This is a genomic window from Pseudomonas sp. SJZ077, assembly GCF_007993905.1.
GTDB lineage: Bacteria > Pseudomonadota > Gammaproteobacteria > Pseudomonadales > Pseudomonadaceae > Aquipseudomonas > Aquipseudomonas mandelii.
In genome coordinates this window covers 59,155-73,862 of record NZ_VIUJ01000010.1, presented here as the reverse complement: position 1 = coordinate 73,862, position 14,708 = coordinate 59,155, and the positions used below count along the sequence as shown (strand labels likewise).

General features: G+C 57.9%; 17 protein-coding genes. 9 read left to right on the top strand and 8 right to left on the bottom strand.

Annotated elements, in window-relative coordinates:
- Position 1: 1 nt before the first annotated feature.
- Entirely contained in the window at positions 2-316 is a 315-nt protein-coding gene (locus FBY01_RS16490; RefSeq protein ID WP_010461262.1) for a YqjD family protein, read from the bottom strand.
- Between the two features lie 302 nt (positions 317-618).
- Between FBY01_RS16490 and FBY01_RS16485 the strand changes: the two genes are divergently transcribed.
- A complete protein-coding gene (locus FBY01_RS16485; RefSeq protein WP_010461260.1) occupies positions 619-1,827 on the top strand; it encodes an ammonium transporter in 1,209 nt (402 codons plus the stop codon).
- Between the two features lies 1 nt (position 1,828).
- Here FBY01_RS16485 and FBY01_RS16480 read toward each other — a convergent pair whose 3' ends face one another.
- The gene (locus FBY01_RS16480; RefSeq protein ID WP_145308628.1) at positions 1,829-3,541 is read right to left on the bottom strand and encodes a monovalent cation:proton antiporter-2 (CPA2) family protein; all 1,713 of its coding nucleotides are present in this window, start codon (positions 3,539-3,541) and stop codon (positions 1,829-1,831) included.
- A gap of 206 nt (positions 3,542-3,747) precedes the next feature.
- Between FBY01_RS16480 and FBY01_RS16475 the strand changes: the two genes are divergently transcribed.
- From FBY01_RS16475 to FBY01_RS16465, 3 genes are all read left to right on the top strand, one after another.
- Complete coding sequence (locus FBY01_RS16475) at positions 3,748-3,984, top strand: glutaredoxin family protein (RefSeq protein WP_010461255.1); 237 nt, start codon at positions 3,748-3,750, stop codon at positions 3,982-3,984.
- A 168-nt stretch (positions 3,985-4,152) separates the two neighbouring features.
- The gene (locus FBY01_RS16470; protein ID WP_145308626.1) at positions 4,153-4,470 is read left to right on the top strand and encodes a transcriptional regulator; all 318 of its coding nucleotides are present in this window, start codon (positions 4,153-4,155) and stop codon (positions 4,468-4,470) included.
- A gap of 71 nt (positions 4,471-4,541) precedes the next feature.
- A complete protein-coding gene (locus tag FBY01_RS16465; RefSeq protein WP_145308624.1) occupies positions 4,542-5,432 on the top strand; it encodes a pseudouridine synthase in 891 nt (296 codons plus the stop codon).
- Positions 5,433-5,501: 69 nt separating this feature from the next.
- Here FBY01_RS16465 and FBY01_RS16460 read toward each other — a convergent pair whose 3' ends face one another.
- Complete coding sequence (locus FBY01_RS16460) at positions 5,502-5,723, bottom strand: YgdI/YgdR family lipoprotein (protein ID WP_010461249.1); 222 nt, start codon at positions 5,721-5,723, stop codon at positions 5,502-5,504.
- A 76-nt stretch (positions 5,724-5,799) separates the two neighbouring features.
- A complete protein-coding gene (mobA, locus tag FBY01_RS16455; protein WP_145308622.1) occupies positions 5,800-6,402 on the bottom strand; it encodes a molybdenum cofactor guanylyltransferase MobA in 603 nt (200 codons plus the stop codon).
- An 81-nt stretch (positions 6,403-6,483) separates the two neighbouring features.
- Between mobA and moaB the strand changes: the two genes are divergently transcribed.
- Both moaB and glp read left to right on the top strand, forming a co-directional pair.
- A complete protein-coding gene (moaB, locus tag FBY01_RS16450) occupies positions 6,484-7,023 on the top strand; it encodes a molybdenum cofactor biosynthesis protein B (protein WP_083374693.1) in 540 nt (179 codons plus the stop codon).
- Positions 7,007-8,233, top strand: coding sequence for a gephyrin-like molybdotransferase Glp (gene glp / locus FBY01_RS16445; protein ID WP_145308620.1), 1,227 nt, complete (start codon positions 7,007-7,009; stop codon positions 8,231-8,233). Before moaB ends, glp begins: the two co-directional genes overlap by 17 nt.
- Positions 8,234-8,299: 66 nt before the next feature.
- On the opposite strand, the gene FBY01_RS16440 is transcribed toward glp, so the two are convergent.
- On the bottom strand, positions 8,300-8,608 hold the full coding sequence (locus tag FBY01_RS16440; protein WP_145308618.1) for a hypothetical protein: 309 nt from the start codon (positions 8,606-8,608) through the stop codon (positions 8,300-8,302).
- 323 nt (positions 8,609-8,931) lie between these two features.
- On the opposite strand from FBY01_RS16440, the gene yegS reads away from it, so the two are divergent.
- A complete protein-coding gene (gene yegS, locus FBY01_RS16435; protein WP_145308616.1) occupies positions 8,932-9,849 on the top strand; it encodes a lipid kinase YegS in 918 nt (305 codons plus the stop codon).
- On the opposite strand, the gene FBY01_RS16430 is transcribed toward yegS, so the two are convergent.
- The 3 genes from FBY01_RS16430 to FBY01_RS16420 all read right to left on the bottom strand — a co-directional run bounded on the left by FBY01_RS16430 (position 9,833) and on the right by FBY01_RS16420 (position 12,252).
- A complete protein-coding gene (locus FBY01_RS16430) occupies positions 9,833-10,492 on the bottom strand; it encodes a response regulator transcription factor (protein ID WP_010461240.1) in 660 nt (219 codons plus the stop codon). The two genes, yegS and FBY01_RS16430, sit on opposite strands and share 17 nt — an antisense overlap.
- A complete protein-coding gene (locus FBY01_RS16425; protein ID WP_102593937.1) occupies positions 10,489-11,382 on the bottom strand; it encodes a sensor histidine kinase in 894 nt (297 codons plus the stop codon). The genes FBY01_RS16430 and FBY01_RS16425 overlap by 4 nt, the downstream gene beginning before the upstream one ends.
- Positions 11,383-11,781: 399 nt before the next feature.
- Positions 11,782-12,252, bottom strand: coding sequence for a hypothetical protein (locus FBY01_RS16420; protein WP_010461234.1), 471 nt, complete (start codon positions 12,250-12,252; stop codon positions 11,782-11,784).
- Positions 12,253-12,714: 462 nt separating this feature from the next.
- Between FBY01_RS16420 and FBY01_RS16415 the strand changes: the two genes are divergently transcribed.
- Together FBY01_RS16415 and FBY01_RS16410 are read left to right on the top strand one after the other, a co-directional pair.
- On the top strand, positions 12,715-13,650 hold the full coding sequence (locus tag FBY01_RS16415) for a chemotaxis protein CheV (RefSeq protein ID WP_010461233.1): 936 nt from the start codon (positions 12,715-12,717) through the stop codon (positions 13,648-13,650).
- 199 nt (positions 13,651-13,849) lie between these two features.
- Positions 13,850-14,656 (top strand): MOSC domain-containing protein, encoded by an 807-nt coding sequence (locus tag FBY01_RS16410; protein ID WP_145308614.1) that lies wholly within the window; start codon positions 13,850-13,852, stop codon positions 14,654-14,656.
- The last annotated feature ends 52 nt before the right edge of the window (positions 14,657-14,708 follow it).

Below are 14,708 nucleotides of genomic sequence, written 5' to 3'. Positions count from 1 at the left end.
ATCAGCGCCGAGTGGCCAGCAGGCCAATCAGAAAACCGACACCCGCCGCAATCCCGACCGATTGCCATGGATTGGTCTGCACGTAATCTTCGGCAGCGGTAACGGCAGCCTGGCCGCGTTCGCGCAGGGAGTCTTCGGTCAGCTTCAACGTTTCGCGGGCACGCAGCAGGCTGTCGTGGATCTGGGCGCGCAGCTCATCGGCCTGATCGCCAGCCAGGGTTGCGGTGTGTTCCAGCAACCGCTCGGTGTCGTTGACCAGAGTCTGAAAGTCGTTCATCAGGATATCTTGAGCAGTCTTTGCTTTGATGCGGGCCATTGGTGATCTCCGTAATTGGCTTCTGAAGCGTTCGAGTATGAGCGTTATGTGAAGGTTCAGTACAAATGACTGGTACAACTTTTGCTATGTCATGGTGCATCAGCCCGCGCCGTTGCGCTGTTGCCGGGCATGATTTCAGGAAAACCCTGATTCAAACAATTAATACTCGCGTCTAGGTTTCAGCCTTGTGCGCCAAAGCGGTTCATGGGGATCAATGCCTTGATCCTGCGAGCCGCAACTTGGTGCACAAATTCCCTGCGCGAACCGCTTTGGTGCCTTTTAGCCTTCAGGTCTGCCAACCCATGGAAAATCTGCAAAGCGCTGTGGACAGTCTGGTCCATAGCTCCAATACGTTGTTCATTCTTATCGGTGCGGTCATGGTTCTGGCCATGCACGCCGGTTTTGCCTTTCTTGAAGTCGGCACGGTTCGACAAAAGAATCAGGTCAACGCCTTGTCGAAGATCCTCAGCGACTTCGCCATTTCGACCCTGGCCTACTTCTTTATAGGCTATTGGATTTCCTACGGGGTTACCTTCATGCAACCAGCGGCGGTGATCAATGCGGATCATGGCTACGGGCTGGTTAAGTTTTTCTTTCTGCTGACCTTCGCGGCGGCGATTCCGGCGATCATTTCCGGAGGCATTGCCGAGCGCGCCAGATTCGTTCCGCAGTTGTGTGCGACGGCGCTGATCGTGGCGTTCATCTACCCGTTCTTTGAAGGCATGATCTGGAACGGCAACTTCGGGCTGCAAGCCTGGTTGCTGGAACAATTTGGCGCCAGCTTCCATGACTTCGCGGGCTCGGTCGTGGTCCACGCCATGGGCGGATGGCTGGCCCTCGCGGCGGTGTTGTTGCTCGGCCCCAGGCAAGGGCGTTATCGCGAAGGGCGGCTGGTGGCGTTCGCACCATCGAGCATTCCCTTCCTGGCATTGGGTTCGTGGATCCTGATCGTCGGTTGGTTTGGCTTCAACGTCATGAGCGCCCAAACGCTGCAAGGCGTCAGCGGATTGGTCGCGGTGAACTCGCTGATGGCCATGGTCGGCGGCACCGTGGCGGCACTGATCGTCGGACGCAACGACCCGGGGTTTCTGCATAACGGTCCACTGGCCGGGTTGGTGGCGATCTGCGCCGGTTCCGACCTGATGCACCCGGTGGGCGCGCTGGTCACCGGTGTGATCGCCGGGACCCTGTTCGTCTGGTGCTTCACCGCGGCTCAAGTCAAATGGCGCATCGACGATGTGCTGGGTGTCTGGCCGTTGCATGGTTTGTGTGGTGTCTGGGGAGGACTCGCCTGCGGCATCTTCGGTCAGAGTGCATTGGGTGGTCTGGGTGGGGTGAGCCTGATCAGCCAGTTGATCGGCACCTCGTTGGGTGTGATCGTCGCGTTGCTCGGTGGTTTTGTGGTGTACGGCGGGATCAAGGCGTTGCATGGTCTGCGCCTGAGCCAGGAAGAGGAGTATTACGGTGCGGACTTGTCGGTGCACAAGATCGGCGCCGTGAGCCAGGACTGATTCACTTTTCTTCATCGTCGCTCCCGGGATAAAAACCGTGCAGCAGACGATAACGATCATGCCGTATCTGGTCGGCCCGCTCCTGTACCTGATGCGCGGGTAAACCCAGCATGATCAGGGCGTGGGAGGCGAGCATCAGGCTCGATTCCAACAGCTCGGGCACGACTTCGCTGGCGCCGGCCGCTTTCAACTCGGTCAGTTGGCTGTCGTCTCGAGTGCGTACCAGGATCGGAATCTTCGAGTTCAATCGGCGCGCTTCCTGGAGAATCAAGAGCGCGATGTCGGTCTGGTCCACGGCAATCACCAGCAGCCTGGCCCGCGCCAGCCCGACCGCGAGCAGCAGTTCACCGCGCCGCGAGTCGCCGTAATGCACACAGGTTTCATCCACGGCAGCTTCCTGGACACGCACCGGATCGGTGTCCAGCGCAAGGTAAGGTTGGCGCGCGTTGCGCAACGCGCGGCCGATCGACTGACCCACGCGACCGTAGCCACAAATCACAACGTGGTTGTGCAAGTCGGCGTTAAGCGCGCTGATTTCTGCCAGTTTTGCTTCTTCGTTGGGCTTGCGATGCAGGCGTGTCGCAATGTGGGGGGCGGCGCGCAGCAACAACGGTGTCACCAGCATCGAGCAGAATGTCGCGGCCAGCAGAAGACCTCCGAAGTCGGCAGGCATCAGTTTGTTTTGCTGCATCTGCGCCATCAAGGCAAAGCAGAACTCGCCACCCTGAGCCAATGCAAGGCCGCTGCGCCAGGCGGTTTCGCCGTCGCTGCCGCGCCATTTGACCAGCAGCGCGACCACTGTGCCCTTGATGAGCAGTAACCCAAGCGTCAGGCCGAGAACCATAAGGCCGTGGCTGACAAACAGCTGCAAGTCGATCAGCATGCCGATGCTGACGAAAAACAACCCGAGCAAGATGTCGCGGAACGGCCGGATGTCCGCCTCGATCTGGTGCCGATAGTGGCTTTCCCCCAGCAGCATGCCGGCGAGAAATGCACCCAGGGCAGGGGAGAGACCGAGCAGGTGAGTCAGCCACGCGGTCAGCAAAACGATGACCAGCGCCAGCAGCACGAACAGCTCCGGGGAGCGGGCGGCGGCAACTTCATGGAACAGGCGGGGCAACAACCATCGACTGGCCAGCAGCAAACCACCGAACAGCACCAGGGTCTTGCCCAGCGTCAACGGCAATGCCCAATACCAGGCTTGATCGCTGTTGCCGGCGAACACCGGCACCAGGGTCAGCAACAGCACCGCCACCACATCCTGGAACAGCAACACGGCGATGGCATTCTGGCCGTGACTGCTGAATATCTCGCCGAGGCTGCTCAGCTCCTTGCTGACTATGGCCGTAGAAGACAGCGACAGACCGGCACCGAGTAACAACGCGGGCGTCGTCGGCATGCCGAACAGCATCAGCAATGCCCCCATCAAAATCCCCGACACCAACACTTGCAGGCTACCAAGGCCGAACACCACCCGACGCAGCTCGATCATCTTCGACAGGGAAAACTCCAGCCCAAGGGAGAACAGCAGAAACACCACGCCCAACTCGGCCAGGTCTGGCAACTCTTCGCTTTCATTCACCCAGTTGAACGCCGTCGGCCCGACCATCAGCCCTACGCACAGGTAGCCCAGCACCGGAGGCAAACGCAGGCGCTGGAACAATGCAATCACCACCAGGGAGGAGGCGAGAATGATCAAGAGGTTGGCGAACACGAAAAACTCCGGTGAGGGGCTGGCTACTCAAGCGTAGAAGTAAAAAAAACCTGAGCATCACGTAATTGGCCGCTGGAGCGACTGATATGCGTCAGGGTTTTACCGCCGCCCATTGCGATTTGTGCTCAAGGGCAGAAAATTCACCGGCTCGACGGCTTTTCGGAGCAAGCCTAGAATAGGTTCTTAATTTTTTAGGTTGAGCGCTCATGCTTCCTGAATGTCAGTTGTTCGGCACCCTTGGGTGCCACCTCTGTGAAGTGGCCGAAGCCATGCTGATGGAGTTTGTCGAACGTGGTCTGCTGGTGGAGCTGGTGGATATCGCTGAAGATGAAACATGGTTTGAAGCTTACAGCCTGCGTATCCCGGTGCTACGGCGGGTCGATACCGGCGCTGAACTGGGCTGGCCATTCAATGCCGACGAGGTGGTGGCGTTCCTGCGTTAAGCGGTTTTGTGGTTGGCGATGTCCCGTTTGTCGAACTTTGCGAATGATCCCCTTGGCTTAACCGATGCTCTTCGGATACTGTATGCGCATACAGTTATTCGTAATATTGCCGTTCGCCCCTGGTTTTCAGGTTCGAGCAGGCAGTACCGGGCGTGAGAGGGGAAGATCGTGGTCAATGTCGAACAATTGAAAAACAGCGTGAACCGGATGTCGGTTGATGTTGTGCGCGAGGCGGTCCTCGAATTGCGTCTGGATGGTCTGGTCACGGAAGGAAAAACACCCTTCAACAAACTGCACTTCAACACCTGCTTTGCCGAAATCGAAGCGTTGTTCCAGCGCGCGGGTTATCACCGCCAGCTCGATGTCGTGGGTTATCAGGGCTTGTTGTACGCGCTTTATGATCCAGGCCGCTGGGAAGCGGTCGATGTGCTGCGCTGGCTCAAGGAGTTCACCGAAGCGGCGGCGCGCAAGCAGATACCGGCGTGAGGATTCTCTTCTAGGTTCGTTCCGGCCAGTGTTGGATAATGCTGGCCTGTATTGAGGGTCAGAGCGTTTGTATGTCCACTTCATCTTTTTCTGCTTCGCACAACCAGGCCAGCACGCTCTATTTGCCGCCGGGTCCGTGGCAGACCGTGCTCGATTGCCTGTGCGACCACTTCAGCGCTATTGGTCGTGAACAATGGCTGGACAGGATTGCTCGTGGTCGCGTGCTTGACGGGCACGGTCAACCGATCGCTCTGGATCTGCGTTACAAGGAAGGCCTGCGGATTCATTACTTTCGTGAGGTGCCGGACGAAAAACCGATCCCGGTGGTCGAGTCGATCCTGTATGCCGACGAGCATCTGGTGGTGGCGGACAAGCCACATTTTCTGCCAGTGACGCCTGCCGGGGAATACGTGGAGCAGACGTTGTTGCGGCGGCTGATCCGTCGCCTGGATAACCCGAATCTTGTGCCTTTGCATCGCATTGACCGGCACACGGCGGGACTGGTGTTGTTCTCAGCGAACCCTGAGAGTCGCTCGGCTTACCAGTCATTGTTTCCTACACGGAATATCGAAAAACGCTACGAAGCAATCGCCCGCGCATTGCCTGAACTCACCTTTCCACTGATTCATAAAAGTCGGCTGGTCGATGGCGAGCCATTCTTTCGCATGCAGGAAGGTCCGGGTACCAGCAACACCGAGACGGCAGTTGAGGTTCGTGAGAAGAACGGCGATCTCTGGCGTTATGGACTTTATCCAGTGACCGGCAAGAAACATCAGTTGCGGGTGCACATGACTGCTTTGGGCGCCAGTATCTGCAACGACCCGTTCTACCCGCAGGTGCTCAAGGATGTCGAGGACGACTATGCCAATCCCTTGAAGCTGCTGGCTCAGGGTTTGCGGTTTGTCGACCCGGTCACAGGCCAACCACGTGAATTCGAGAGCACCATCACCCTGCAATGGTGATCACAGTGCATCAGGCACGAAAAAGCCCGCATCAAGCGGGCTTTTCTGTATCCGGTGGTGCCGTAACCATTACAACTCTTTAACGGTACGAACCTGATCCTTGTTGATGCGGGTGTGTTTGCCATCAAGCTGTTCGAACTCGTAGAAACCCGATTCGTCATCGTATTTTGGCGCGTCGACGGCCTGGATTTCGCGACCGTCATTCAAGGTGATCACTGTAGGCGATGCGCAACCGGCGAGGGTTGCAAGGCCCAGTGCGAGCATGAGAGTGGCGAGGGTCCGTTGAGTCATGAGTGTGTCTCCGAATATGAATTCTTTTGGTTACTGAGCTTGAGACGTATGCAACGCGCGCAAGTTCCTTCTCGTGTCAGTCTGACACAGTGTTGTGTGCACTTAACAGCTCCGGCGTGTTGAGGTTGGCCAGGCGAGGATCGTTATCGGGGCATTGCAGGGCGGTAGCGCCCAATTTGCGCATGAGGCGTCCCGGACTGCGTTCGCCCTCATTCCAGGCTCTTTCAAACGCTGCCGAAAGCGCCACCGGGATGATGCACAGCAACGGCTCCCAGTGTTCGTTATGGCGCAGCATCAGCGGTTTGTCCGGATGCTGGCGGGCGGTTTCGCGCATGCTCTGGAGCAGGGCCGCATCGATGCGCGGCACATCGCACGGCAACACCAGCAGACAGGCGTGGCGGGCGGCCCTGAGGCCGGCGCGAATACCGGCCAAGGGGCCCGGGAAGTCGCCTTCATCGTCATGGACCAACTGGTCGGCAAAAGGCGCATATTTTTCCAGGTTCCTGTTGCAGGAGATGATCAGATCATCACTCAGCGCGCGGGTCTTGCGATGCAGGTGCGCGATCAGTGGCTCGCCATGCCATTCCAGCAAACCCTTGTCCTGGCCGCCCATGCGTTGGCCTCGACCACCGGCCAGGAGCAGAACGGAGCAGGGCGGCAAATGTGTACTCAAGGTCATGGCACGTCTCCATGGGGGCGGCGAAAAAACGGGGCGCTGTGATATAACACCGGGCTGTTTATCCTACAACTGGACGAGCCTATGAAAGCCAAGGCTGAAGTACCTTTCGCGCCGCTCAACATCGCGGTGTTGACGGTCAGCGATACCCGCACCCTGGAAACCGATACGTCAGGGCAGCTTTTCGTCGACCGCTTGAGCGCTGCCGGCCATAACCTGGCTGCTCGGGTTTTGCTTAAAGATGATCTCTACAAAATTCGCGCGCAAGTCGCCAACTGGATTGCCGAGGATGTCGTGCAGGTGGTGTTGATCACCGGCGGTACCGGGTTCACGGGGCGCGACAGCACGCCGGAAGCGGTGAGCTGTCTGCTTGACAAGCAAGTCGACGGTTTCGGCGAGTTGTTCCGGCAGATTTCGGTCGCGGACATCGGCACTTCGACTGTTCAGTCCCGGGCCCTGGCGGGTTTGGCCAATGGCACGCTGGTCTGCTGTTTGCCGGGTTCGACCAATGCTGTGCGCACTGGCTGGGATGGCATTCTCGCCGAACAGCTGGATTCGCGGCACCGTCCCTGCAATTTCGTCGCTCACCTTAAACAGGCGGCACCCTGTGAATCCCGTGGGTAAGCCCGGCAAAGCCGGTAGCTTGATGGCGGTCGAAGTCGCGCTCGCGCGTTTGCTGGAAATGGCTGAGGCATCAACGATAGGTGAGCGTGAGCGCTTGCCGTTGGCACAGGTTGAAGGTCGCATACTGGCCGACGACCTGGTCTCGACGCTTGATCTGCCGCCCTGGCCGAACAGTGCCATGGACGGCTATGCCTTGCGCGTCGCTGACTGGACGGGCGAACCCTTAATGGTCAGTCAGAAGATTTTCGCCGGCCAGGCACCCGAACCATTGAAGCCAGGTACCTGCGCCCGAATCTTTACCGGTGCGCCTGTACCGGCAGGTGCCGATTGCGTCGAGATGCAGGAGAACGCCGAGGTTCAGGCGGACGAGCGCGTTCGTTTTATCGAGGCAATGACCCCGGGTCAAAATATTCGCCCGCAAGGCCAGGAAACTACCGTTGGCGAACTTGTTTTGCCGGCGGGCACCCGTCTGGGACCTATCGAGCAGGGCCTGGCGGCGTCGCTGGGATGTGCTGAGCTGAACGTGGTTCGCAAGGTTCGTGTCGCAGTCCTGTCAACCGGAGATGAATTGATAGAGCCGGGCCAGCCCCTCGGGCCGGGACAGATTTACAACAGTAATCGCGTGTTGCTGTGCAGTTGGTTGCAGCGCTTGGGCTGTGAAGTGATCGATGCCGGAATTCTTCCCGATGATTTAGCGGCCACCCGCGCCCGCCTTGGGGAGTTGAAGGATGTCGATTTGATCCTTTCTACCGGCGGCGTGTCGGTGGGAGAAGCCGATTTTCTGGGCATTGCCTTGCGCGAAGAGGGCGAGTTGACCCTGTGGAAACTCGCCATCAAACCAGGCAAGCCGCTGACGTTCGGTCATTTTCGCGGCGTCCCCGTGATTGGTTTGCCCGGCAACCCTGCGTCGACGCTGGTTACATTTGCCTTGTTGGCCAGACCCTATCTTTTGCGCCGCCAGGGTGTGAAAGAGGTCGAGCCATTAAAGTTTCAGGTGCCTGCAGGGTTCGACTGGCCAAAGGCTGGTAATCGTCGAGAGTATTTGCGTGGACGCCTGGAGAATGGTCGGGCAATCATCTACAAGAATCAGAGCTCCGGGGTGCTCCGCAGTGCCGCTTGGGCTGATGGTCTGGTTGAAGTACTGGAAGACCGCACGTTGATCGAAGGCGATGACGTGAACTTCATTCCGCTGAGCGAAGTCCTGAGCTGATTCTGGCGAAAGTCTTGCCACGCAAGCCCGGTAGATCGTGCCGGAGCTTGCGTGTATGGCTAGCGTTTAACGAACCAGAAGTGACACGACCTGATCAAAGCGGCTGTTGGCGACCCAGCCCAGCAGCCCCAGGACCACGGCTGTTCCACCCGCAGAATAGGCCAGCCTGTGTTTGATGGATTTAACATCGCCACGGACCTCTTCCATGTCTCTTCGGATGTATTTGAGGTGTGTCTCGAGTTCAATGACGCGAGGTTCCATATCAACTCCTCCGGCGGATTTTGCGCTGTTATTGAGTTCAGCCTGATGATTGGCGCGATTGCCTACCGATGGCGCGACCTGACTGATCGGCAACCTGATGTCATGGCTTTGCATGGGCTGGAACGCTCCTTGCCTTCAAGCCCTTTGGATGGCCGACACTGGTGTTGATTGCGCTTTGTGTGGCCCTTGAAGAAGGTCTACTCATGGTTTTCACATCCCTGTGTATTGAATGTTGATGACTGATGCCGCGGACCTCAAGGTGTACCAATCGCCAAGGTTGGTCAATTGAGCCGATTCCGCACATGTTGTAAGAAAATTTCCCGCGCTGTAGGACCACAAGGCTGTACGGCTCAAAAAAATTCAAATCCCTGCGACTTTTATAGGCGGTGGTGAGGTCAACATCTCTCATAGGGAGTCCAAACATGGGAGCGGCAATAATGAGTGAGCGCAAAGCGCTGTTGATTCTGCATGGCAAGCAGGCGCTCAACGAGGAGGTCCGTGCGGCCGTCGACGTTAAACGCCAGCAGGGCTGGGAGTTGGCCGTCCGACTGACCTGGGAGGCGGGTGACGCGCAGCGGCTGGTGGAAGAAGCCATGAGCGCGGGCTATACGCAACTGATTGCCGGCGGCGGTGATGGCACCTTGCGTGATATCGCTGAGGCCATGGCAGCGCATTCGACGCAGGCCAGTCTGGTGCTGATGCCGCTGGGCACCGCGAACGATTTTGCGCGTGCCGCCGGTGTGCCGCTCGAACCCGCTCTGGCGCTGGACCTTCTGGAGGTTGCACCGCAAGCGATCGATCTGGGCGAGGTGGGCGGTCAAGTCTTTCTGAACATGGCCACCGGCGGCTTTGGCAGTCAGGTCACGGCGAATACCTCGGAAGACTTGAAGAAAGTCCTCGGGGGCGCGGCGTATCTGTTCACCGGGTTGTCGCGCTTCAGCGAACTGCATGCTGCCTACGGCGAGTTGCAGGGGCCGGACTTTCATTGGAGTGGTGAGCTTTTGGCGTTGGGTATCGGCAATGGCCGGCAGGCTGGCGGTGGTCATGTACTGTGCCCGGAGGCGCTGGCTGACGATGGGCTGCTGGATATCAGCATTTTGCCGGCGCCGCAGGAAGTGGTCGGTACGTTGAAAACGCTGCTGGCCGATGGCTTCGGCATCGACAACATGTTTGTGCGAGCTCGCCTGCCATGGGTCGAGATCAAAGTTGCGGAAGGCCTCTACATCAATCTGGATGGCGAACCTATCGAGGGCGAGAGCCTGCGATTCTCGGCGCGTCCAGCGGCATTGCGCGTGCATTTGCCGCAGAATTCGCCTCTGCTGAGCGCTTCGAAAACGGTCAGTCGTCCAGGCTGATGATTTGCTCGCGCACGGCAAACAGCACCAGGCCGGCCACGTCGTAGATCTGCAGGCGCTTCATGATCTGCGAGCGGTGGGTTTCAACGGTTTTGATGCTGAGGCCCAGGCCATTGGCGATTTCCCGGGTGGATTTGCCCCGAACAATCAGTCGCAGGATTTCCAGCTGGCGGGCCGTCAGGTTGTGTGAGTCCGCAGCCTCGGGTTGATGCTTCTGGTTACGAATCAGTGCCTGGTTGATGACTGTGTGGGCAATGGCCGGGCTCAGGTAACGCTCGTTGTTGCGCAAGGCATCCAGGGCATGTTCCAGCTCGGTGGCCGTGGTGTCTTTGAGCAAATAGCCATGGGCACCGGACTCAAGCGCCTGCATGATCAGGGCCGGGTCGGTGTGCATCGACAGGATCAACACCTTGCTTTGCGGGCGGACCTGCTTGAGTCGCTGCAAGGCTTCAAGGCCGCCGGTCTGCTTCATGGAGATATCCAGCAGAACGATGTCAGGGGACAGCTTCTCGACCATCTCGAGTAGCTGCGAGCCGTCATTGGCCTCACCAATGACCGCGTAGCCGGGAATATCCAGCACCAGAGCGCGCACGCCTGCCCTGATAAGCGAGTGGTCATCCACCAGAAGTAAGTTACAAGTCAATGCATAACCTTATTCGTACTGGCCCGTTCGAGCGCACGGGGCGCCCAGGGAAAGAGTGCTTCGATTTGAGTGCCTTTGCCCGGCTCGCTGGTCACGACCAGGGTACCGCCCAGTTGATCGATCCGTTCCACCATCCCGGCCATCCCGCGTTGCCCCTCTCGACCGGGGTCTGCGGCTGGTGCGAACCCCAGGCCGTCGTCGCTGATCAGCAGCGCCAAACCCTGGGGCATGCGTTGCAGGCGGATCAGCAGGTTATTCGCTTTGGCATGGCGAAGAATATTGGTCACCGCTTCCTGGGTGATTCGAAAGGCGGCCACCGCCATTTCTTCCGGTACGCCGGTCAGGCGTTGATGGCATTCCAGGCTCCAGTGAATTGAAGTATTGGCCAGGGTCTTGAGCAAATGCGCACGCAGGCTGGCTTCAAGTCCGAGGCTGGCCAACTGCCTGGGATTGAGAATGGCCGAGACATCGCGAACCTTGGCAAGGGTTTCGTCCAGTGTGTCGCAGAGCACCGTGCACTGGCCTTGCATGTCTTCAGGCATCCGGCGTTTGAGCCATTCACTTTGAAGTTTTGCCGCGGTCAGCAACTGGCCGATGTCGTCATGTAGTTCCCTGCTGAGACGATGACGTTCATTTTCCTGGACCTCAAGTAGACGATCGGCTAGTTCTTGTGGCTGAAATTTTATTGATTTGCTCGACAGGAAATGTTGTACCCAGACGCAGCCAAGTGCCGCCATGTTCAGTACCAGCAGACTCATCGGCACTGAAGCAGACAAGCTGAAAACCAGCAGGCTGCCAAGTGCCGAGGCGGTGCACAGCAAAAGCGTTAACCGCCGCGCATTTTTTTGGGAGGGGAGCCGTGGGGTGAATGACTTGAGGCTGGCGTACATAGCGGATGGAGCCAATGGATGTTCGCTGCGGGCAGACCGGCCATCGTGGATGACGGGTCTCTGTCTGAAATCTGTAGTGACTCGTCTCTAGCCGTGCAATCCAGGGCGGGGGCTGACAGCACCTTCAAATTCGGCCTGCACTCGTCTGGAGTCACTTTGACATTAGAATGGCGTCAACTAATGGTCGGCATAATACCATTTAAGCTACCGTTGGTCGCGTTCGGTATATATGTCTATTCAGTCAGGAATTAGGGGTTTAGGACGATAGTTCCATAATGGAAAAAGTTTAACGGAGGGAATAGTTATTTGCATCGAGCTGTCGTTGACATGAGCACACTCCAATTAATGAGCGGCATCATGACAATGATAATACGCAATAAGGCTTGGTTATCTGGCGGATTAAGCCTGCCGCTCCGAATAGGAAACAAGCGTGAAGGGTTTGGAATTAACCGGAGGCTGGAAATGACTTTGTCCGACCTGAAACGCAAAGGCTTCAATCAGGGAAGTCTGTTCACTTTCATCCAGGCTGAGTTGGCCGGTGGTCTGATCGATGAGTTCGAGTTGCCAGGCCATCAACGTAAAGCAGTCCTTCAACGCACACAGGGCCTGGTCGTGCAGTTGCATGTGGCCTTGGGCGTGGTTCAACAAGCCATGGATGTGCAGCGAAAACTCAGAAACCGCCTCCAGGGCCAGGGCATCCGCCTTACTCGCTAATTTGAGCAGGCTGCTGAGCATGCAATCGATTGCGTCTTTGTCATTGCTGATCAACTGCAGATGGCTAAGGCACTCTTCCGATTTGGCCAGGAGTGTTTCAGCCTCGACGAGGAACTCCGGAAAGCGCTGAGCCCACTGTTTAGTGTCGTTCGGCATGGTTATCTCCACAACGTCATGTCAAATGAGGGGATGTCGTGTGTGTCGACGAAGACGTCCAGCGTCCCGACGCTGCCGTGCCGGCATGAGATCGCGCTCCGGCTGGCCTGGGCGCAGGCTGGGGAACTCGAGAGGGTGGATGGCCACTTACCTGCGATCGCACACAAAAGCCTGACTCCGTTCATGCAATGAGAATGGCGTCACATTAATGGCTATTGGATATTGCGAATATCAGGTTGGGCCTGATTGTTACTAGGGGAATCCCTTACACAGGGGAACCTAACGTGCAAACCGAGGTCGCGCCGCAGGGGATGAAGCAGATGAAATCGCTGCGCCAGTAAAGCATGATGTTAATGTGACATCAATGCCCGATCATGGCATTTTGTCTCAGGGTCAAGGTCTGGCCGAAACTGCCGATAACCCTCTTTAGTGAATTCATCAGAACAAGCCCAGGAGTCATTAATGGCCGGCATTCTCGACACGGTAGACCAACGCACACAACTGGTGGGTGAGAATCGCCTGGAAATTCTCATGTTCCGGCTGGCCGGTCGGCAATTGTTCGCGATCAACGTTTTTAAAGTGCAGGAAGTGTTGCAACTGCCGAAGCTGACCCTAATGCCCCAGCGCCATCCGTTTGTCTGCGGCGTGGTCAACTTGCGTGGGCAGACGTTGCCGGTGATTGACCTGTCCCAGGCCATCGGCATGCGTCCGCTGGTGCCTGGCCCTACCAGTACGATCATCGTCACCGAGTACAACCGTTCAGTGCAGGCGTTCCTGGTTGGCGGCGTAGACCGCATCGTCAACATGAACTGGGAAGCCATTCTGCCGCCGCCGGCCAGCGCCGGCCGCCAGCATTACCTGACCGCCATCAGCAAGGTCGACGATCAGTTGGTGGAAATCATCGACGTCGAAAAAGTCCTGGCCGAAATCGTGCCGTACAACGCCAAGGTCTCGCGCGAGAAACTCGACGACCCGGTGCTGGAGCGCGCCCGTGGTCGTGAAGTGCTGTTGGTGGATGACTCCAACGTTGCCCTGTCGCAACTGCGCGACACCCTGGGCCAGTTGGGCGTGAAGATGCACATCGCCAGCGACGGCTTGAAGGCGCTGAACATGCTCAAGGCCTGGGCCGATACGGGCGTGTCGATGACCGACAAACTGCTGATGGTCTTTACCGACGCGGAAATGCCGGAAATGGACGGCTATCGCCTGACCACCGAAATCCGCAACGACCCGCGCCTGCGTGGCCTGTACGTGGTGCTGCATACGTCGCTGTCGGGCAGTTTCAACGACTCTATGGTCAAGAAGGTCGGCTGCGACAATTTCCTCTCCAAGTTTCAGCCGGACAAACTCGTCGACGTAGTGCGTCAGCGCCTGATGCTCGATGAAGTGCCGGCCTGACACGATTTAGGCTGCACACGATCAACCTGTAGCGAGCCTGCTCGCGAAGAGGCCATCACTGTCAACATTGATATTGGCTGATACATCGCCTTCGCGAACAGGCCCGCCCCCACAAGGTAAATACAGATCGGTTTTCTGTCTTTGATTCGGCGACCAAGCTCGTATAGGGTGGCATTTTTTGCCCACCAGGGAGCTGGCCATGTTGCGTCTGAGCGCGCTTTACCGTTATCCGTTGAAATCCGGCAAGGCCGAGGCCCTGCAGCAGATTTGTCTCGACAAACTGGGGCTGGACGGTGACCGCCGCTGGATGCTCGTGGACGAGGCCAATGGGCGCTTCCTGACCCAGCGCACGGTGGGGAAGATGAGCCAGCTGTCGGCGTTATGGAATGCTGACGGTGGCTTGACCCTCAGTGCACCCGGGCGCCCGGCAATCGATATTGCCTTGCCGAGCAGCGGCGCTGAACTGCGGGGCGTGACGATCTTCAAAGACAGCCTGCGCGTGCCCGATGCCGGCGATGAAGCCGGCGCCTGGGTCAGTGAGTTCATTGGAAAGCCGACGCGCCTGGTGCAAATTCCTCTGGATCGCGCGCGCACCACACAAGCGGGCTATGGCCGGAATGACGATCAAGTGGCGTTCGCCGATGGCTTCCCGCTGTTGCTGATCGGGCAGGCTTCCCTGGAAGACCTCTCGAAAAATGTCGGGCGCCCGCTGGAAATGCTGCGCTTTCGACCAAACCTGGTGATCGAGGGCAGCGAGGCGTTTGCCGAGGACAACTGGAAGCGTATTCGCATCGGGGATGTTGAGTTTCGCGTGGTCAAGCCCTGTTCGCGCTGCATCCTGACCACCATCGACCCGCAAACCGGTGAGCGCAGCAGTGATCGCGAGCCTCTGGCCACGTTGCAGAAATACCGTTCCCAGGCGGACGGTGCAATGTTCGGGCAGAACCTGGTCAACGACAGCAATGGTCAACTTGAAGTCGGCATGCCAGTGACGATCCTGGAATAAACACACGAAATAAAAAATGCCCGGGTCCCAAGGGGCCCGGGCATTTTTTGTC

What these genes read in the sequence shown, in the direction of transcription:
- FBY01_RS16490 (WP_010461262.1), bottom strand. Translation starts at nt 316, where the DNA reads ATGGCCCGCATCAAAGCAAAGACTGCTCAAGATATCCTGATGAACGAC.
- FBY01_RS16485 (WP_010461260.1), top strand. Translation starts at nt 619, where the DNA reads ATGGAAAATCTGCAAAGCGCTGTGGACAGTCTGGTCCATAGCTCCAAT.
- FBY01_RS16475 (WP_010461255.1), top strand. Translation starts at nt 3,748, where the DNA reads ATGCTTCCTGAATGTCAGTTGTTCGGCACCCTTGGGTGCCACCTCTGT.
- FBY01_RS16465 (WP_145308624.1), top strand. Translation starts at nt 4,542, where the DNA reads ATGTCCACTTCATCTTTTTCTGCTTCGCACAACCAGGCCAGCACGCTC.
- FBY01_RS16460 (WP_010461249.1), bottom strand. Translation starts at nt 5,723, where the DNA reads ATGACTCAACGGACCCTCGCCACTCTCATGCTCGCACTGGGCCTTGCA.
- mobA (WP_145308622.1), bottom strand. Translation starts at nt 6,402, where the DNA reads ATGACCTTGAGTACACATTTGCCGCCCTGCTCCGTTCTGCTCCTGGCC.
- moaB (WP_083374693.1), top strand. Translation starts at nt 6,484, where the DNA reads ATGAAAGCCAAGGCTGAAGTACCTTTCGCGCCGCTCAACATCGCGGTG.
- FBY01_RS16440 (WP_145308618.1), bottom strand. Translation starts at nt 8,608, where the DNA reads ATGCAAAGCCATGACATCAGGTTGCCGATCAGTCAGGTCGCGCCATCG.
- yegS (WP_145308616.1), top strand. Translation starts at nt 8,932, where the DNA reads ATGAGTGAGCGCAAAGCGCTGTTGATTCTGCATGGCAAGCAGGCGCTC.
- FBY01_RS16425 (WP_102593937.1), bottom strand. Translation starts at nt 11,382, where the DNA reads ATGTACGCCAGCCTCAAGTCATTCACCCCACGGCTCCCCTCCCAAAAA.
- FBY01_RS16420 (WP_010461234.1), bottom strand. Translation starts at nt 12,252, where the DNA reads ATGCCGAACGACACTAAACAGTGGGCTCAGCGCTTTCCGGAGTTCCTC.
- FBY01_RS16415 (WP_010461233.1), top strand. Translation starts at nt 12,715, where the DNA reads ATGGCCGGCATTCTCGACACGGTAGACCAACGCACACAACTGGTGGGT.
- FBY01_RS16410 (WP_145308614.1), top strand. Translation starts at nt 13,850, where the DNA reads ATGTTGCGTCTGAGCGCGCTTTACCGTTATCCGTTGAAATCCGGCAAG.